The following is an 18,110-nucleotide window of genomic DNA, read 5'->3' on the forward strand; positions in this document are numbered from 1 at the left end:
GACATGTTTCGACATGGTTCGCTTTGAGGATAATTCGCGCTTGCGGCTCACTTGTGGTACGTTGCGGTACACGACTTGACGCTCGCGGCAATGCTGCCGCGGCACCATATATATGAGTAAGGAGCCGCTTTGAAGCTCGTCATCACCGAGAAGAACGACGCCGCCCAGCAGATCGCACGCCTGCTGTGCAGCGTCGGAAAACCGAAGGCCGACAAGGTCTACAACACGCCCGTCTACCGCTTCACCGTGGACGGCGAGGAGTGGGTCACCATCGGTCTGCGCGGTCACATCCTGGCCCCGGACTTTCCCACCGAGCTCAAGTTCGACAAGAAGCTCGGCTGGTATGCCGTGAGCCAGGAGGGCGAGATGCTCCCCGCCGACGTGCCCGACGGCCTGGCCCGCCCGCCGTACGAGTCCAAGCGCAAGCCCTTCCTCAAGGACGGCATCGACATCAAGGGTTGGAAGGTGCCGAGCCTGCCGTACCTCGTGTGGGCGCCCATCGAGAAGCTGCCCGCCGAGAAGGAGATCATCCGCGCACTCAAGAACCTCGCCAAGAAGGCGGACTCCGTCGTGATCGGCACCGACTTCGACCGCGAGGGTGAGCTCATCGGCTCGGATGCGCTCGCCATGGTGCGCGACGTGGCGCCCGATGTGCCCGTGTCCCGCGCGCGCTACTCCGCCTTCACCAAGGCCGAGATCGACCATGCCTTCAACAACCTCGTCGAACTCGACCAGAACCTGGCCGACGCCGGCGAGTCCCGCCAGTACATCGACCTCATCTGGGGTGCGGCGCTCACGCGCTACCTCACCATGGCCAAGTTCGGCGGCTTCGGTAACGTCCGCTCCGCCGGCCGCGTGCAGACGCCGACCTTGGCGCTCGTGGTGGAGCGCGAGCGCGAACGCCTTGCCTTCGTGCCGGAGGACTACTGGATCATCTCCGGCGAGGCGCGCCCCGCAGGTGCCGGCGACGAGGACGCCTTCAAGATCTCCCATGCGCAGGGACGCTTCACCGACCAGGCTGCCGCCGCCACGGCGTTCTCCCATGTGGAGAACGCGACGACCGGCACGGTCACCGACGTCGTGAAGAAGAGCCGCACCCAGCGTCCGCCCACGCCGTTCAACACCACGTCGCTGCAGGCAGCAGCCGCCGCCGAGGGCATCAGCCCCGCGCGCACCATGCGCATCGCCGAGTCCCTCTACATGGACGGCCTCATCTCCTATCCGCGCGTGGACAACACCGTCTACCCGCGTTCGCTCGACCTGCGCGCCACCGTGAAGGCGATCTCGAGCGTCCCGCAGTACGCGCTCGCCTGCCGCGAGCTACTGTCCCGCGAGAAACTCACCGCCACGCGCGGCAAGACCGAGACAACCGATCACCCGCCCATCTACCCCACGGCGGCGGCCGATCCGACAAAGCTTGAGCCCGCCCAGTGGAAGCTCTACAACCTCATCGCCCGCCGCTTCCTGGCGACGCTGTCCGACCCCGCCGTCATCGAGGGTACCAAGATCGAGATCGACGTCGCGGGCGAGCCGTTCGTGGCATCCGGTGACGTACTCAAGGTGCCGGGCTTCCGCGCCGTGTACCCCTTCGGCCTCAAGAAGGACGAGCAGCTGCCGGCGCTCGAGACCGGCGATACCGTCGACGTGCGCGACATGCAGCTCGAGGCCAAGCAGACCGAGCCGCCCGCGCGCTATTCCCAGGGCAAGCTCGTCCAGGAGATGGAAAAGCGCGGCCTGGGCACCAAGTCCACGCGCGCGAGCATCATCGAGCGCCTCTACGCGGTGAAGTACTTCAAGGGCACGCCGAGCGGACCCATCGAGCCGAGCCAGCTGGGCATGGCCATCATCGACGCGCTGCACGAGTTCGCGCCGCGCATCACCACGCCGGACATGACGAGCGAGCTCGAAGAGGACATGACGCACGTGGCCGAGGGTACCGATACCCAGGACCAGGTGGTCTACCATTCGCGCGCGCTGCTCGCCGGCATGCTCGACGCGCTGATCGAGCACAAGGACGACCTGGGCGAGGCGATCTCGGACGCCGTGACCGCCGATGCGCGCGTGGGCGCCTGCCCCAAGTGCGGCAAGGACCTCGTCATGAAGACGAGCGCCAAGACCCGCGGCAGCTTCATCGGCTGCATGGGATGGCCGGACTGCGACGTGACCTATCCGGTGCCCTCCGGCGTGCGCGTGAGCCCGCTCGAGGGCGAGGCGGCCGTGTGCCCCGAATGCGGTGCGCCGCGCATCAAGTGCCAGCCGTTCAGGCAGAAGGCCTACGAGGTGTGCGTCAACCCCAAGTGCCCCACCAACTACGAGCCCGACCTCAAGGTGGGGGAGTGCTCGGTGTGCGCCGAGGCGGGACGTCACGGCGACCTGATCGCGCATAAGTCGGAAAAGAGCGGCAAGCGCTTCATCCGCTGCAGCAACTACGAGGAATGCGGCGTGTCCTACCCGCTGCCCGGCCGCGGCAAGCTCGAGGCCACCGGCGAGGTCTGCGAGCACTGCGGCGCGCCCATCGTCGTGGTCCAAACCGCGCGCGGTCCGTGGCGCATCTGCGTGAACATGGACTGCCCCGGCAAGGAGAAGAAGGCGTCTCGCGGCCGCGGGAGCGCGCGCAAGGGGGCGGCGGCAAAGAAGTCTGCGGCTAAGAAAACGGCCGCCAAGAAGACGACGAAGAAAACGACGGCGAAAAAGTCGACGTCCAAGTGATATCAGGCCGCCTTTTGGGCGGCCTGTCGCGTTTGCGATGCCCGCCGTGGTCACGAGAGGACGATTTCCTGCAAGGACGCGCGCCGCGGCGGGCGGTCCGCCCCTGTCCGAAGCGCCTTCGATCAGGCGAGCGACGTTCCGAAATCGGTCTCGCTGCCCACGGATACGCCGCCCTCGCCCTGGATGATGATCTCGTGGCTGCCGAATGCGGTTGAGCCGAGCTCGCCTTCGATCGCCACGAACGCGATGCCGCCCTCGCAGCGGTAGTAGCGCCAGCTCTCGGCGTTTTGCGTGATGGATGCGATGGCATCCTCGATATCTGCGTCCGTGGTGAGCAGGTCGCTCGGCGTGTGGGAGAAAAACGTCCGGATGCCGTCGGCGGCAAGGTCCCGAAGCTGGGCATCGTCGATGCCCAGGGCCTCAGAGGCCGAGAGCTCCTCGCCGGTTTCCAGATCATAGAAGATGCCCTCGATGAACTCCGTGCCGTGCGCGCCGCCGGCGAATCCGTAGGTGTCCGTGCGCACGGACACGATACCGTCTGCGATCGACACGATGTCGGCGGTGTACCCCTGGTCCTGTATGTCGCCGGACTCGATCGTCCAAGCCTCTGCCGAAGCGCGCGCGTCGGCGACCATCGCACGAAGGCTGTCGTTGATCTTGGCGACGCCCGCCGGGGCTTCGCCGCCGCTGACGACGATCTCGGAATAGCGCCAGATGACGTCCGTGGTGAACCCGGCATCCACTCCCTGCGAGCTGGTAAGCGGCGCCGTCTCCTCATGGGATTCGATCGAATAGGACGGCTCGGCAGCGGTCTCGACGTCCTCTCCCGAGGCGGCCCGCTCAAGGGAGTCGAGTGTCGCCTGCGTGGCGGCGCTCGTCGCATCGAAGTCTCCGTCGAGCGAGTCGGCACCCATGGAAAGCGAGTAGAGCACCTGCTGGACGATGCGCGTGCTGTACGCCTCGGCGGCGGTTGCGTCATCGGGCGACGACGGCTTTCCGTCGATGTAGGTCTGCACGCCCCCTTCGGCTATGAGGTAGTCGAGCGTGAGCACAGGGTCGAAGGTAGAGCCGTCGTACTCGTAGTACGTGGTGGTCTCGGTGTCCATATCCGACGCCCACTCGATGGTCGAGTCGTTGAAGACGTCGGTGCGCATAGCAGGAACTTCGCCATCCTTGCCGTATACGGTGAACCAGGCGGTGCCGCCGTTGGCGATCTCCAGGCTGTCCGCCTCGTCGTAGACGAGCTCGACCTGGCCGTCGCGGTACGCCCAGATTTCGACGGTAAACCCGTCTATCTGCTGATCGAGATAGCCGTTGACGGTATTGGGCACGAAGTCGTCGAGCGTGTTGTAGACGAGCGCGAGCTCCTCGGTGCCGTCGCCGTCGAAATCGATGAGATGCGCGACGCACAGGCCGGTCATCATATACGACCCGTCCTCCGCGCGGATCCAGCTCGGATCGCCATAGGCGTCGAGGTATTCACGGCACGTATCCCAGTACAGCTCGTAGGCGCTCGGGGGCTGCTGATCGTTGGTGCTCGAAGGCTGCTCGTCGGGGGCATCGTCGGCGGGCGGTGCGACGACGATTTCGTCGGCGGCGTCGGGGTTGTCCTCGCCGTAGTCGACGGGAAGCTCGCGCGGGATGTCGTCGCCGTCATCGCTCTCGTCGACGATGACGAGCGTATAGCCGTTGTCGGGCACGTCGCCGAAGTCGGCCATGCGGAAGCCGCCTTCGCCGTCGACGCGGATCTTGTAGGGCGTGGTGGCGGCAGACGAGAGATCCGTCTCGTCGCCGGTGGCATCGGGCTCGACGAGGGTAACGGTATAGGTGGTAAGCGGCGTGCCGTCGACGCCCTGCGGGCGGATGCGCGTGATCAACGAGACGGACACGGGGTCGTCCTGGCCGTATACCACGGTGGTCGGCTGTTTGAGGAAGAACGATGCGCCGATCACCGCGGCGACGATGATGGCGACGATGCCCACGACGATGCCGACGACCAGGCCGCGACGGCTTTTGGGCTGCGCCGCGGCGGTGTCGACGGCGGGGCACGCATCGGCGCCGGCGGGGCACGCCTCGGCCGAAGGGGCGGCGTCGGCAGCGGCGGGCGCCGGCGCGGTGGTGGCAGGGGCGCTGGTGTCAACGGCTGCCTGAGCCGCGGTGTCCACCGGCGTGGTGGGCGCCTGCGCGGCACTTGGGACGTCTGAGGGCGTCGAGGCGATGGGCGTTCCGCAACGCGGGCAGAAGCGCGCGCCTTCCTTCAGCTCGTTTCCGCAGTTCGTGCAAAACATGTGGTGCCTTTCCATCCGATGGCGTCCTACGCATCGCCTCAGGGAGGGTGCGTACCCGTCTTCATCCATGATACGACCACCGCCGTGCGCGGTCGGGCTTGTGTTGGAGATCGGCCGCAAGCGTCCGCGGCGGCGTCGAGGCGCGAACGTGGGGTATCATGACGAGGTGCTCAACTGAGAGGAAAGGGGAGAGGTCCATGCCGTTCATCACGCTCGAGGGAATCGATGGCTGCGGCAAGTCGACACAGGCGCGCCTGATCGCGGCGGCGCTCGCGCATGCCGGCCACGATGTGCTGAGCCTGCGCGAGCCGGGCGGCGTGGCCATCTCGGAGAAGATCCGCGCGCTGCTGCTCGACCCCGAGAACGACGCCATGTGCGACGCATGCGAGCTTCTACTCTACGAAGCGGCACGCGCCCAGCTCGTCCACGAGGTGATCCGTCCGGCGCTCAACGCGGGGCGCGTGGTCGTGTGCGACCGGTTCTTCGATTCCACGACCGCCTATCAGGGATTCGCCGGGACGTCGAGCCGCGAGGCGGCCGAGACGGCCAACGCGCTCGCCGTGAGCGACTGCGTGCCCGCGCTGACCCTCGTCTTCGACATCGACCCCGAGCTCGCCGCCGAGCGTGCCGATACGCGCGCGGGGGCGCCCGATCGCATGGAGGCCAAAGGTCTCGACTACCAGCGCCGCGTGGCGGAGGGCTTCCGTGCCATCGCGCGCGAGCAGCCCGGCCGCGTGCGGCTCATCGACGCGAGCCAGACCGTCGACGCCGTGTTCGCCTGCGCGTTGGCGGAGCTCGCGAGTGCGGGTCTCGCCGTCAGCGCCGACGACGCGCGCTCGGCGCTCGCCGCGCTCATGGCGCCGACGGAGTGATCGAGATGACCGCCGCCGCCCCGCAAGGCCTGCTCGCAAAACTCGATACGCAACCCCGTGTGCGCGACTTCCTCATGCGCGCCGTGACGTCCGATCGCGCGAGCCATGCCTACCTGTTCGTGGGCGCGCCCGGGTCGGGCAAGCTCGACGCCGCCTGGGCGCTCGCCCAGGCATTGCTGTGCGAGCGCGACGGCGAGCACGGCTGCGGCGCATGCGACGGGTGCATCCGCGTGGCGCGCCACACGCATCCCGACGTCCACTACTTCGCGCCCGAGAGCGCGACGGGCTATCTGATCGCGCAGGTGCGCGACCTGCTCGACGACGTGGCGCTCGCGCCCATCCGCGCGCGCCATAAGGTCTATATCGTCGACCGTGCCGAGCAGCTGCGCGCAAACACCGCGAACGCCCTGCTCAAGACGCTCGAGGAGCCGCCGGCGAACGTGACGTTCGTGCTGCTGGGAACCTCGACCGACGTCATGCTGCCGACGATCGTCTCACGTTGCCAGTGCGTTCCGTTCCGCATGCTGTCGGCGCGCGAATCGGCGGCCGCGGTCGTCCGAGCGACCGGGCTCGACGAGCCGCGCTGCCGTATGGCGGTCGCGGTGGCGGGAAGCCCGGTGCGTGCGGTCGAGTTCCTCAAGAGCGCCGAGCGCCAGGAGGCACGCCGCGCGATGCTGCGCCTCATCGACTCGCTTCCACGTGCGGATGAGGCGGATATCCTGCTCGCCGTCCGCGACCTCATGGGCACCATCAAGGCGCCGTTGGCGGACGTCAAATCCACGCAGCAGGCGATTCTCGACCAGAACGCCGACTACCTCTCCCGTGGAGCATTGAAGCAGCTTGAGGAGAGAAACAAGCGCGAACTGTCCGCGCGGGAGCGTTCGGGTATCATGGAAGCGCTGGCGAGCGCACGCACCCTGCTGCGCGACGTGCTGATGGTCGTGCAGGGCGCCCCCGACGAGACCGTGAACGCCGACGCGTCCGATATCGTCGAGCGGTTGAGCCGGACGTGCACGGTATCCGGTGCCGTCGCCGCGCTCGACGCCGTGGCGCACGCCGAGCGGCGCATCGCCCGCAACATTACCCCCCAGCTGACCATCGAGGTCATGCTCTTCGATATCAGAAAGGCGCTTACATGCCTGTAGTCGTTTCCGTGAAGTTCCCCTTCGCCTCGCGCGACCTGTGGTTCGACCCGCAGGGGCTCGATATCGTCAAAGGGGACTACGCGATCTGCTCCACCGAGCGCGGCACCGAGCTCGGCCTGGTGACGGCCGATCCGCACGAGGTGGCCGAGTCCGATCTTTCCGCCCCGCTCAAGCCCGTCCTCGGCATCGCGTCGGACGCCGATCTGGACCGCGCCGACGAGCTCGCGCGCAAGGGCGAGGCCGCCATGGCCGACTTCCGTGAGCTCGTTGCCAAAAACGGGCTCGACATGAAGCCGGTGGGCGTCGAGTTCCTGTTCGGTGGCGAGAAGGCCGTGTTCTACTTCGCCGCCGAGGACCGCGTCGACTTCCGCCAGCTCGTCAAGGACCTGTCGAGCAGGTTCCGCACGCGTGTCGACATGCGCCAGATCGGCGTGCGCGACGAGACCCGCCTGGTGGGCGGGTACGCCCACTGCGGTCAGGAGCTGTGCTGCACCCGATTCGGCGGGCAGTTCGAGCCGGTGTCCATCCGCATGGCCAAAGAGCAGGACCTGCCGCTCAACTCGTCCAAGATCTCGGGCGTGTGCGGACGCCTCATGTGCTGTTTGCGCTACGAGTTCGAGGCCTACAAGGACTTCAAGAGCCGTGCTCCCAAAAAGAAGACGCTCATCGACACGCCGCTCGGCCGCGCGCGCATCCAGGAGTACGACACGCCCAAGGAGCAGCTCGTGTTGCGCCTTGAGAGCGGCAAGGTGTTCCGCGTGAGCCTGTCGGATATGACGTGCTCGGACGAGTGCATCAAGCGCTCCCAGGAGCAGAACTGCACCTGTCGGCCCGATACGGTGACGCGCGAGGTGCTCGATCGGATCGAATCGCCCGAGATGCGCATGGCGCTCATGGAGCTCGACCGCGAGATGGGCGTCGACGTGGGCGACGGGCTCGATCGCGCCGACCGCATCGTGACCTCCGGTCCCACGCCCCGTCGCAAGAAGCAGCGCGGCGAGTCCGCGGCAGGCGAGCAGGGCGGCAAGGCGTCCGGTCGCACGCGCGGCAAGGGCCGGTCCGGCGAGGAGGCCGCTTCCGAGGCGCCGTCGTCGCGCCGCCGTCGCCGTCGCGCCGAGGAAGCCACGCCGGCAGATGCAGCCGCCGCCTCGCAGGGTCAGCCGTCGCGCCGCCGCCGCCGTCACCTGAGTCCCGAGGAGCGCGACGAGGCGTTCCGCGCCGCCGCCGGCCGCGAGCAGGAGCGCCCGCAGGCTTCCGAGGGCAAGCGCCGCCAGCAGCCCTCCGACGAGCAGGCAGCCGGTCAGGGACGCCAGCGTCGTCGTCATAAGCAGGCCTCCGATGCTCCGCGCGGCAAGTCGGTCAAGCCCGACGTGCCCTCCGTGGCCGAGCAGGTCGCGACCGGCGAGGTCCGTGTCGCCCGCCGTCGTCCGGGTGATGGTGGGGGCGCCGCACGCGCGAACGGCAACGCCGCCGCTCCCGCGGATGCCGCCCGCGCCGATACGACCGAGGGCTCGGAGAAGAAGCGCCGCCGTCGCCGTCGTTCGCGCAAGCCGCGCTCCGGTGGCGAGAATCCCGGCGCCGCACCCTCGTCCGAGGCGTAACGTCCGCGCGGCTCGCCCCCGCGTTATACTGATCGCAACCCAGGCCCTCCTCCGAGACACGTTCGGAGGAGGGCCGTTCATGTCGTGTCGGAATCCTGTCGGATGCGAATCGGGTGCTTCTTCGGCCGCCCACGACGTCGGTGGTGTCGAGGCGTCGTGGTATCGTCGTGCGGCAAGGCGCCTGCATGTCGCTGCGCTCGAGGCGCTGTCCCCGACGCGCTGCGCGGGATGCGAGCGGCCGGGGGCGCTCATCTGCGAGCGCTGCCTTGCGCGTCTGCCGCTCATCGACCCACGTCGCGCCTGCGTGCGGTGCGGAGCCCCGTTCGGGGAGATCGTGTGCACCGAATGCGACCGGGATGGCGCGGGTGCGGATGCGTCACCCATCGCCCGATGCCTCGCCATGGCGACCTATGAGGATCCCTTGGACCGCATCATCCGCGTCTACAAGGATGCCGGCGAGCTCAGGCTCGCACCTTTGCTGGCCGAGATGCTCGCCGACACGGCGGCCCATGCCGAACGCGTGTCGCCGGCACGCTACGGCGGCGTGATGAGCGGCGCGGATGCGCTGGTCTTCGTGCCCGCGACGGCCGACGCGTACGCGCGGCGCGGCTACGACCACATGGAGCAGATCGCCGTCGAGCTCTCCCGGCGAAGCGGCGCGCCCATGCTCGACGCGTTGGCCAAGCTCGGCGGCGCCGACCAGCGCGCGCTCGATCGTGAGGAGCGGCGGGCGGGCATACGTGGCGCCTTCGAGGTGGTGGAGCGGGTGCGCGACATGCACCTGCTGCTCGTGGACGACGTCCGCACGACGGGTGCCACGCTCGACGCCGCCGCCGAGGCGTTGCGGCAGGCGGGGGCGTGCCACGTGGATGCCCTCGTGCTCGCCCGCGTATGGGGACGCTGACCGGGTTGCGTCCGCCATGCGGAATCGTGGGAAAATGGGGACTGGGAAAAAGGGGACTGTCCCTATTTTCCCACGGGCTGCCGCGTGCCGGATTCGAGCCGATGACCTTCGCCTTGAGGGGACGCTGACCGATCCGTGCCGAGCTGCGCGCGTCCCGTGTCGGCAAGGACCCCCATTTCGGGCCGGTCGCCGCCCATATTCCGCATTGCGTGTGGTGATGGAACCGACACCCTGCCGATCGTCGAACACGTTCGACTGCGAGCTGCTATAATGCCGTCGTTCCCGCCAGGCTGTGGTTGCGGAGGGCCGCAGGACGCGATAGCGCGTCCGCGACGGAGGCCCTCTCAGTCCAAGGCAGACGCGGCCAAAGGGATCCACGTAAGCGAGTCGCGTGCGCGCGGCCGCGATCATGGCGCGTCCTAGAGGTAAGCCGCACCGTCCGTTCTACTTGAGGGGCGACACGCGCCCCGCGGGCGAGCGGGTTAGTCGTGAGGACGGTTGCGGCCGTCCGAGCAAACACCCCGGTGCGCAGGTGTGGGGTCAAAGACCAGGTCAGCTGGAGGGAACGTAAGATCGCATGGGACGCCGGCGTATGCCGGCGCGATCGTGTATACGCGTCGTGTCGGGGGGATTGGAGACGGTCGATATGATTCAGGGCGGGAACGCGCATCCGGCGAGGTTCGTCGCGGCCGCGGCGGCGCTGCTCGTCGCGCTGTTGGCATGCGGATGCTCGCTGATGACGCCATCGCGGGACGAGGTCGAGCAGCCCGCGACGAGCGCCACGGTCGATGCGAGCGCGCTCGTCCAGGAGGGCGTGCTGACCGTCGCCCTCGACACGACCGATGCCCCGCAGTGCATGGTCGACGCCGAGGGTGCGATGACCGGCTACTACGCCGACGTCGCCCGCGCGCTCGCGTCCGAGCTGGGACTGCACGTCGCCTTCGTCGACGCCGCTTCGGCCGGCTCGTCGGTGGGCGAGGGCGCCGCGGATGTCTTCATCGGCGCGAAGGCCGCCGACGCCGACGATGAGCTGACGGTGTTCGGCAGCTGCTTGGAGGATGCGCCCTCCCTGTTCATGCTCGATGCCGATGCGCAGACCGCATCGGTGGCGGCCCTTTCCGGCAAGACGGTCGCCGTGCAGACGGCATCCGCCGCGCAAGACGCGCTCAACAAGGCCGGTGTCGCCGCCGAGCAGCTTCCGTGCTCCAACGTGAACGAGTGCTTCGAGGCGGTCGCCTCCGGTCAGGCCGACTGCGTGGCGTGCGACGCGACCGCGGGCGCGTATCTCGCGAGCATCTACGGCGATATCGCCTTCGCGGGCACGCTCGATACGACGACGGTGTCGGGCATCGCGGTGAGCGCGGGCAACAGTGTGCTCACAGAGCAGGTGTCCTCGGCGTTCGACAGCCTGTCGGCCGACGGTTCGCTCGGCGCGATCCACGCCTCGTGGTACGGCTCGCTGCCCCTGTCGCTGTCCGATGCCCTGCTGCCCGGCGTCGAGCTGACCGAGAAGGAGGCCGACGAACCCGAGAGCGCGACCTCGGCGGCGGACGATGCCGCCGAGCAGGGTATGGACCTCTCCGATATCAACGAGTTCGACGGCTAGTCATCGCGCCCGAACAGCCGTGGCGTTCCGAGTGCCGCCCTTACCCGAAACGGTCGGGTGAGAGCGGCACTCTTCGGTATCCGGTGGTGTCCGTTTCGTCAACGGACGGGTTCGAATTGCCGTAAACCTCTCAACATTTGTGGGTACAAAACAGATACGTCCTGTTCCCGGATAGAAAAGGAGCCACGTATGGATATCAAGGTTTCTGGGCGTAAGACCACAGTTACCGATGCTCTGCGTGCGCGCGTGGAAGAGAAGGTCGGCGATGCCTGCAAGGTGTTCGACATAGAACCCATGACCGTCGACGTCGTATTGCGTTACGAGAAGAACCCCTCCAACCCCAATCCCGCGATCGTCGAGGTCACCGTCCGCGCCCGCGGTTCGGTCATCCGCGTCGCCGAGCACGGCGCCGATATGTACTCCGCCATCGACGCTTCGTCCGATAAGGTGACGCGTCAGCTGCGTAAGTTCAAGACCAAGGTCGTCGACAACCGTCAGCAGGGACCGTCCGCAGCGGAGGTCACGCCGTTCGAGCCCGTCGAGGATCTCGCCGACCTGCTCATCCCCGAGGAGGAGGACGATCAGCTCGTACGCGAGAAGGTCATCGAGATCACGCCGATGACCGAGGAGCAGGCGCTCGTGCAGACCGACCTGCTCGGTCACGACTTCTACGTCTTCGAGAACGCGACCACCGGCCTCATCAATGTGGTGTATCACCGTAAGAATGGTGGATACGGCATCATCAAGCCCAAGATCGAGGAACTTGACGGGTAGAATACATACCCGAGCATGAGGTCACAGCGGCGGCCGTCCCATGCGGGATGGCCGCCTCTTTGTTGTGGACGCGATGCTCGCACGATACGAGAACGACCGTTTCGCGAAAGGGCGTACATTGAACAGCACCACATCGGGCTCCGGCCATGCGCAGCGCTGCAGGATCGTCGTCGACACCTGCGCCGACCTGACCCCCGAGATCGCCGCGTCGCTCGACGTCGACATCCTGGGCTTCCCGTATATCTTGGACGGGGTCGAGCACACCGACGACATCTGGACGTCCATCACCCCGCAGGAGTTCTACGATCAGATCCGCGCGGGCGTGAAGGCGTCGACTTCGGCGATCTCGATCGGTCGCTACCTCGAGTACTTCACGCAGTGCGCCGAGGAGGGCACGCCGACGGTGTACCTGTGCTTCACCTCCGCGCTCTCGAGCAGCTACGACTCGGCGGTCACGGCTGCCGAGCAGGTGCGCGCCCAGTATCCCGATTTCGAGCTGTACGTGGTCGACAACGCCCTGCCGTGCGCGTGCGGCGAGCTGTTGGCGCTCGAGGCGGTGCGGCAGCGCGCCGCGGGGCTCAACGCCCAGCAGCTCGCGGCGTGGGCCGACGAGGCCAAGACCTACGTCCACGGCTATTTCACCCTCGACAGCCTGGATTCGCTGGCGGCGGGCGGGCGCATCCCGCCTGCGGCGGCCCAGCTCTCCTCCAAACTCGACATCAAGCCCGAGCTGTCGTTCGACCTGTCCGGTTCGCTGTCGCTGATCGGTGTGAACCGCGGCCGCAAGAAGGCGCTCAAGTCGCTCATCAAATCCTTCAAGGAGAACTACGTGCCCGATCCGGCACTGCCCATCACGGTCGTGTCGGCCGACGCCGAGAAGGACGCCGATTGGGTGGAGGCCGCCCTGCGCCGCGAGGAGGGGTGCGCCAACGCGACCATCATCCGCGGCTCGGTGGGCCCCACGATCGGCGCCCACGTGGGTCCCGGCATGGTGGCGGTCATCTTCTGGGGCCGCAACCGCGCCGACAAGATCTCGCTGACCGACCGCATCGCGAAGCGAGTGCGCGGGTAGCTTATCGCTCGCGCTTCCCCGCCCCTCGCTGCGTCGGGCGGGAAAGCGCCGCATGATCGATCGCCATTTGTTTCCAACGACCAAAAGGAGTAGAGGTTATGGCGGATAGCAAGCAGAAAGTCGCATTCATCGGCACCGGTATCATGGGCGCGCCCATCGCGGGCCACATCATGGACGCCGGCTGCGATGTGACGGTCTACAACCGCACCAAGTCCAAGACCGACGCCCTCGTCGCGCGCGGCGCGCATTGGGCGGCGAGCCCCCAGGAGGCGGCTGCCGACGCCGACGTGGTGTTCACCATGGTCGGGTTCCCGACGGACGTCGAGGAGATCTACCTGTCCGGCGACGGCCTGCTGTCCACGGCCAAGTCCGGCGCCTACCTCATCGACCTCACCACGAGCTCGCCCGAGCTTGCCCGCGATATCTCCGAGGCGGCCGAGACCATGGACAAGCATGCGTTCGACTGCCCGGTCACCGGCGGCGAGGCCGGTGCCGTCAACGGCACGCTCACGCTGATCGTGGGCGCCACCGAGGCCGACATCGCCCCGGTCCGTCCGATCCTCGAGTCCTTCTCGTCCAAGATCTTCTGCTTCGGCGGCGCGGGCAAGGGTCAGGCCGCCAAGCTCGCCAACCAGGTGGCGCTTGCCGCCTCCATGGTGGGCATGGCCGACGCGCTGTCGTTTGCCCAGCAGTCCGACCTGGACCTCGCGCTCACCCGCGAGATGATCCTCGGCGGCACCGGCGCCTCGGGCGCCATGGAGCAGCTCGCGCCCAAGTCGCTCGACGGCGACTGGAAGCCCGGCTTCATGGTCAAGCACTTCCTCAAGGACATCGGCCTGGCGCTGCAGGTCGCCGAGGACAAGGAGATCGCCCTGCCCGGCGCCGACACCGCCTTCACGCTCTACGACATGCTCGAGGCCATCGGCGGCGGTAACCTGGGTACCCAGGCCATCACGCTGCTGTACCAGGAGGAGGCCGAGGCGGTCGCCGCCGGGCTCGACTGGTCGCTGTACACCTCCGCGCACGAGCACGACGAGGAGTGCGGCTGCGGTCACGATCACGGCCACGACCACGAGTGCGGCTGCGGCCACGACCACGAGCACGGCGATCACGAATGCTGCGGCGGCCATGGTCACGAGCATGACCATGATCACGAGTGCGGCTGCGGACACCACGGGCACGCGGAGTAGTCGATGGGAGCCGCCTTCTTCATCTGCGCCCTGCTGTTGTTGCTGTTCGGCCTGTACGTGGGGTTCTCCATCGGCAGCCATCTGGGCGAGCGGGCCTGCACCACGGCGGACTACTGGAAGCTCAACGCCGGAGCGATCGTCGTGACGGTGCTTTTGAGCTGCATCCTGGCGGGTCTGCCCCTGCTCTACGGCGCGATCATCGGGCTGCTGGCGGGTTGCATCGCGGGTCTCAAGATGGGGTTCGGCGAGTCGAGCGGTCCGTGGCGCGCGCTCGACCGGTTCTATAACATCAACAAGGCGCACCGCGATGCCGCCGAGAGCGGTTCGGGTGCCGCCCGCCGTCGCCGCAAGCGTACCGGTGCGTCCGCGCCCGACGTGATCTCGGTGGCCGACGATGCCGCACACGGTGACGATAACGCGAGGAATGCGAGGTAATACAACATGGCAGATCAGGCAATCGAGGAGATCTCCAGCGAGGAGGCCGCACAGCTCGCGACGATCGAGCACGACCGCGCCGCCCTCGCCGCGCTGGTGGAGGACCTTTCAGGCAACAGCCGTCGCAAGCGCCAGCTCGCCGCCCGCGTGGTGCATCTCGTCGCGCAGCGCGAGCCGGAACTGCTCGCGCCTTACACCTCCGATCTCATCGACGCGCTGTACCGCCCCGAGGCCCAGACCCGCTGGGAGGTGCTCGACGCGTTGACGATCCTCGTGCCCGATTACGCCAAGGAGATCGGCGCGGCGTTCGAGGGCGCCGAGACCGCCCTGTTCGACGAGCTCTCGTCCACGCTGCGCCTGTCGGCGTTCCGCTTGCTGTGCTGCTGGGGCGCGACCGAGCGCGGCCGCTCCAAGAAGGTCTGGCCGATTCTTGACGAGGCGATCCAGTGCTACCACGGCGACCTCGAGTATCGCGACATGCTCGGCTACCTGCTCGAGTTCGCGAACGGCAAGATCGAGGGAGGGGTTGCCGGCGAGCTCGCCGGACGCTTGCAGTTCGACGCCGAGAACGGCAAGGGCAGCTATCTCAAGGCCCGTTCCGCCGAGATCTACAACATGCTCGTCAAGCGTTTCAAACTCGACCATCCGCAGAAGCGCGCCCGCGTCGTCGCGAAAAACGACGACTTGGACGACGAGGAGTAGCGAGCACGCTTCCGTTGCGGATTTCCGGACATCAAGGAGTTGATCTACATGGGACTGATCCAGAAAAAGGACGAGGAGCGCGAGGTGATCGAGGGGATCGAGGTCATCGAGAGCGGGGATACGCCCGACGATCTCCCCACGACCGACTACGACCTGGTCGGCGGCAAGAGCGCTGAGGATATCGCCGCTGACGGCAAGGATGCCGATGAGTCGGCTGACGAGGTCAACGACGGTGCGCCCGTTTCCGATGACGAAGATGCCGTCGTTCACGGCGATCGTGATGACGACGGCGCCGGTCGTCGCGGGCCGGGTGCCGTGGTCATCGCGATCGCGGTCATCGCCGTGATCGTCGCGGGTATCGCCGGCTACTTCGTGGGCTCCGGCGGATTCGCCGGCAGCGGCGGCACCGGGTCCGCCACGCTGACCGAGGACCAGCTCGACACCGTCGTTGCGCACTACACCTACGACGGCGCATCGCACGACATCACCGCGCGCGAGGTCATGGAGTCCCAGTACAGCCTCGACGCCTACAAACAGGAGGACGGCACCTATCCCACGCCGTCCGCCGACGGGATCTTGAACTACGTCCGCACCCAGATCGTGCTCGGCGAGGCCGAGGCACGCGGCATCGAGGTGACCGATGACGAGATGGCCGAGTACGCCGAGGCCTCGATCGGCACGTCCGATTACGCCGCGATGGCCGAGCAGTACCAGCTGACCGAGGACCAGGCCCGTGCCGTCGTGCGCCAAAACGCCACGATCCAGAAGCTCTACGAGCAGGTCATGCCCGAAAACGAGCTGGTCGAGCCCGAGGTTCCCACCGAGCCCGAGGACGGTGACACGTCCGCCCGCTCCAAGGATTACGCCGACTACATCATCGCGCTCGCCGGCGACGATTGGGATGCCGAGAAGGGCGATTGGGCGTCCGAGGACAGCGTGTACGCCCAGGCGCTCGCCGATACGGACTTCTCCGCCGATTCCGCGAGCTACGAGGAGGCGCTGCTGGCGTACTACGCCGCCTACCAGGCGTATACCGATGACAGCAGCGAGTACAGCTCCGCGTGGACCGATTTTCAGAACACCCTGTTCGCGAACGCGACCATCGATCTGTACGGCCTGTACGCGTAAACGCCGTCGATGCCGCTTCGCGCCGTCATAAGTTCGTGCCTGCTTGGGGCCCCTTGTCGCTACGACGGGGGCTCCAAGCCGTATGCGGCCTGTTCGCGCTTGGCACGCCGCCTTCGCGAGCACGGTGGTGTCGATGCGGTGGCGAAGATCTGCCCCGAGATGCTCGGCGGCCTGCCCTGTCCCCGTCCCGCGGCGGAGCGCTCGGGCGACCGGGTCGTGACACGCGCGAGCGACGATGTGACGCGCGCGTATACGGACGGAGCCGCCCGCTCGGTCGATATCGCGCGGCGCACGCGCGCCACGCTTGCTATCCTGAAATCACGAAGTCCGGCATGTGGCGTCGGTGCGATATACGACGGGAGATTTTCCGGTCGGCTCATCGCGGGCGACGGCGTGGCGGCGGCAGCTTTGAGACGAGGAGGATGCATCGTGGTGGATGAGCAGCTGGTCGGGTTCTGTGAGCCGAGTTTCGAGCATCCGGTGGCCATCGTGCTGGGCAGCGGACTGGGTGTGCTCGCCGATCGCGTCCGCGTGGTTCGGCGCATCCCCTACGAGGATATCGACGGGTTCCCGCATGAGGCGATCCCGGTCGAGGGCCATCGCTTCGAGGTGATCGTGGGGACGATCGACGACGTGCCGGTCGTGGTGTACCCGGGCCGCGTTCACCTGTACCAGGGCTATTCGGCGCTGCAGGTGACCTCGCTCGTGCGCCATGCGCATCGTCTGGGGTGTCATGACATCATATTGACCTGCGCCTCGGGTGCGGTGGGCGATATCGAGCCGGGGACCGTCGGCATCATCGACGACCAGATGAACCTGACGGGTGTGAACCCGCTGGCGAGCGCCGAGTGCGTCGCCGCGGCAGAGATCGACCAACCGTTCGTCGCCATGGCGGGCGCCTATTCCGCATATCTGTCCGCGTGCGCGCAAGCTGCGGCCGACGACGCCGACGTGGCGCTCGCGCGCGGAGTGTATGCGGGCCTGCTCGGGCCGACGTACGAGACGGTCGCCGAGGTACGTGCACTCGGCGTGCTCGGCGCCGATTTCGTCGGCATGTCGACGGTGTGCGAGGCGATCATGGCCCATGCCCTCGGTATGCAGGCACTCGGCCTCACGATCGTGACCAACAAGGCCGGGCTTGCCGGCAACGCCCACGAGGAGGTGCTGTGCTGCGCGGATGCCGCCGCGCACGATGCGGGCAAGGTGATCTTGGGCGTGCTGCACACGCTGGGAGGCCGCTAGGGGAGGGCGGGCAGCGTGCTCGTGAAGATACAAAAATCCGCTTGCACTTCCCGGCGTTTGCCCGTACTATAAATAACCGCAGCGACACCCATGTGCGCTGCGGATAGGTACGCCAACGTGGCTCAGCTGGTAGAGCAACGCACTCGTAATGCGTGGGTCAGCGGTTCGAATCCGCTCGTTGGCTCCATCGAATCCAAAAGGGCTCCTGCAAAGGGGCCCTTTTCGTTTACGGGGGAGACGGGCGGATTCGAACCGCGATGGCGGCGCGGAGCTCGGCGAACGCGTCGAGCGTTTGCCAGCGCAGCGGGCAAGGGCGCGTGAGCGCCCGCAGCCGCCCCATGCCGAAGGCATGGGGACATCCGCTCGTTGGCTCCATCGAATCCAAAAGGGCTCCTGCAAAGGGGTCCTTTTCGTTTACGTGAGAGACGGGCGGATTCGAACC

General features: G+C 67.3%; 14 protein-coding genes and 1 tRNA gene. 14 read left to right on the plus strand and 1 reads right to left on the minus strand.

The genetic code is table 11. From position 1 onward, the window contains the following. Positions 1–129 precede the first annotated feature (129 nt). Complete coding sequence (locus tag I6E04_RS05285) at positions 130–2,709, plus strand: DNA topoisomerase I (protein WP_235422134.1); 2,580 nt, start codon at positions 130–132, stop codon at positions 2,707–2,709. A 122-nt stretch (positions 2,710–2,831) separates the two neighbouring features. Here I6E04_RS05285 and I6E04_RS05290 read toward each other — a convergent pair whose 3' ends face one another. Next, positions 2,832–4,997 carry a zinc-ribbon domain-containing protein gene (locus I6E04_RS05290; protein ID WP_235422135.1) on the minus strand — a complete coding sequence of 722 codons (2,166 nt, stop codon included), beginning with the start codon at positions 4,995–4,997 and terminating at the stop codon, positions 2,832–2,834. Positions 4,998–5,194: 197 nt separating this feature from the next. Here I6E04_RS05290 and tmk point away from each other — a divergent pair, with 197 nt between their 5' ends. The 13 genes from tmk to I6E04_RS05355 all read left to right on the plus strand — a co-directional run bounded on the left by tmk (position 5,195) and on the right by I6E04_RS05355 (position 17,855). Then, on the plus strand, positions 5,195–5,869 hold the full coding sequence (tmk, locus tag I6E04_RS05295) for a dTMP kinase (RefSeq protein WP_235422136.1): 675 nt from the start codon (positions 5,195–5,197) through the stop codon (positions 5,867–5,869). Between the two features lie 5 nt (positions 5,870–5,874). Next, complete coding sequence (locus I6E04_RS05300; protein ID WP_235422226.1) at positions 5,875–7,014, plus strand: DNA polymerase III subunit; 1,140 nt, start codon at positions 5,875–5,877, stop codon at positions 7,012–7,014. Continuing rightward, complete coding sequence (gene ricT, locus I6E04_RS05305) at positions 7,005–8,615, plus strand: PSP1 domain-containing protein (RefSeq protein ID WP_235422137.1); 1,611 nt, start codon at positions 7,005–7,007, stop codon at positions 8,613–8,615. The genes I6E04_RS05300 and ricT overlap by 10 nt, the downstream gene beginning before the upstream one ends. Positions 8,616–8,694: 79 nt before the next feature. Further along, positions 8,695–9,519 carry a ComF family protein gene (locus I6E04_RS05310; protein WP_235422139.1) on the plus strand — a complete coding sequence of 275 codons (825 nt, stop codon included), beginning with the start codon at positions 8,695–8,697 and terminating at the stop codon, positions 9,517–9,519. A gap of 646 nt (positions 9,520–10,165) precedes the next feature. Further along, positions 10,166–11,125: a substrate-binding periplasmic protein gene (locus I6E04_RS05315; RefSeq protein ID WP_235422140.1), complete on the plus strand. Its 960-nt coding sequence runs from the start codon at positions 10,166–10,168 to the stop codon at positions 11,123–11,125. Between the two features lie 189 nt (positions 11,126–11,314). Then, the gene (hpf, locus tag I6E04_RS05320; protein ID WP_235422142.1) at positions 11,315–11,899 is read left to right on the plus strand and encodes a ribosome hibernation-promoting factor, HPF/YfiA family; all 585 of its coding nucleotides are present in this window, start codon (positions 11,315–11,317) and stop codon (positions 11,897–11,899) included. A 118-nt stretch (positions 11,900–12,017) separates the two neighbouring features. Next, a complete protein-coding gene (locus I6E04_RS05325; protein ID WP_235422143.1) occupies positions 12,018–12,971 on the plus strand; it encodes a DegV family protein in 954 nt (317 codons plus the stop codon). 98 nt (positions 12,972–13,069) lie between these two features. After that, positions 13,070–14,161, plus strand: coding sequence for an NAD(P)-binding domain-containing protein (locus I6E04_RS05330; protein WP_235422145.1), 1,092 nt, complete (start codon positions 13,070–13,072; stop codon positions 14,159–14,161). A 3-nt stretch (positions 14,162–14,164) separates the two neighbouring features. After that, positions 14,165–14,596 (plus strand): hypothetical protein, encoded by a 432-nt coding sequence (locus I6E04_RS05335; protein ID WP_235422146.1) that lies wholly within the window; start codon positions 14,165–14,167, stop codon positions 14,594–14,596. A gap of 6 nt (positions 14,597–14,602) precedes the next feature. Further along, positions 14,603–15,298, plus strand: a complete 696-nt coding sequence (locus I6E04_RS05340) for a hypothetical protein (protein ID WP_235422148.1) — start codon at positions 14,603–14,605, stop codon at positions 15,296–15,298. A gap of 48 nt (positions 15,299–15,346) precedes the next feature. After that, positions 15,347–16,426: a SurA N-terminal domain-containing protein gene (locus tag I6E04_RS05345; protein ID WP_235422149.1), complete on the plus strand. Its 1,080-nt coding sequence runs from the start codon at positions 15,347–15,349 to the stop codon at positions 16,424–16,426. A gap of 9 nt (positions 16,427–16,435) precedes the next feature. Then, complete coding sequence (locus I6E04_RS05350) at positions 16,436–17,668, plus strand: purine-nucleoside phosphorylase (protein WP_235422150.1); 1,233 nt, start codon at positions 16,436–16,438, stop codon at positions 17,666–17,668. Between the two features lie 111 nt (positions 17,669–17,779). Next, positions 17,780–17,855, plus strand: a tRNA-Thr gene (locus tag I6E04_RS05355). Positions 17,856–18,110: the final 255 nt, after the last annotated feature.

The organism is Collinsella tanakaei (assembly GCF_021531055.1).
Lineage (GTDB): Bacteria > Actinomycetota > Coriobacteriia > Coriobacteriales > Coriobacteriaceae > Collinsella > Collinsella tanakaei_B.

What these genes read in the sequence shown, in the direction of transcription:
- I6E04_RS05315 (WP_235422140.1), top strand. Translation starts at nt 10,166, where the DNA reads ATGATTCAGGGCGGGAACGCGCATCCGGCGAGGTTCGTCGCGGCCGCG.
- I6E04_RS05345 (WP_235422149.1), top strand. Translation starts at nt 15,347, where the DNA reads ATGGGACTGATCCAGAAAAAGGACGAGGAGCGCGAGGTGATCGAGGGG.
- I6E04_RS05330 (WP_235422145.1), top strand. Translation starts at nt 13,070, where the DNA reads ATGGCGGATAGCAAGCAGAAAGTCGCATTCATCGGCACCGGTATCATG.
- I6E04_RS05290 (WP_235422135.1), bottom strand. Translation starts at nt 4,997, where the DNA reads ATGTTTTGCACGAACTGCGGAAACGAGCTGAAGGAAGGCGCGCGCTTC.
- I6E04_RS05340 (WP_235422148.1), top strand. Translation starts at nt 14,603, where the DNA reads ATGGCAGATCAGGCAATCGAGGAGATCTCCAGCGAGGAGGCCGCACAG.
- I6E04_RS05310 (WP_235422139.1), top strand. Translation starts at nt 8,695, where the DNA reads ATGTCGTGTCGGAATCCTGTCGGATGCGAATCGGGTGCTTCTTCGGCC.
- I6E04_RS05350 (WP_235422150.1), top strand. Translation starts at nt 16,436, where the DNA reads ATGCCGCTTCGCGCCGTCATAAGTTCGTGCCTGCTTGGGGCCCCTTGT.
- hpf (WP_235422142.1), top strand. Translation starts at nt 11,315, where the DNA reads ATGGATATCAAGGTTTCTGGGCGTAAGACCACAGTTACCGATGCTCTG.
- I6E04_RS05300 (WP_235422226.1), top strand. Translation starts at nt 5,875, where the DNA reads ATGACCGCCGCCGCCCCGCAAGGCCTGCTCGCAAAACTCGATACGCAA.
- ricT (WP_235422137.1), top strand. Translation starts at nt 7,005, where the DNA reads ATGCCTGTAGTCGTTTCCGTGAAGTTCCCCTTCGCCTCGCGCGACCTG.
- I6E04_RS05335 (WP_235422146.1), top strand. Translation starts at nt 14,165, where the DNA reads ATGGGAGCCGCCTTCTTCATCTGCGCCCTGCTGTTGTTGCTGTTCGGC.
- tmk (WP_235422136.1), top strand. Translation starts at nt 5,195, where the DNA reads ATGCCGTTCATCACGCTCGAGGGAATCGATGGCTGCGGCAAGTCGACA.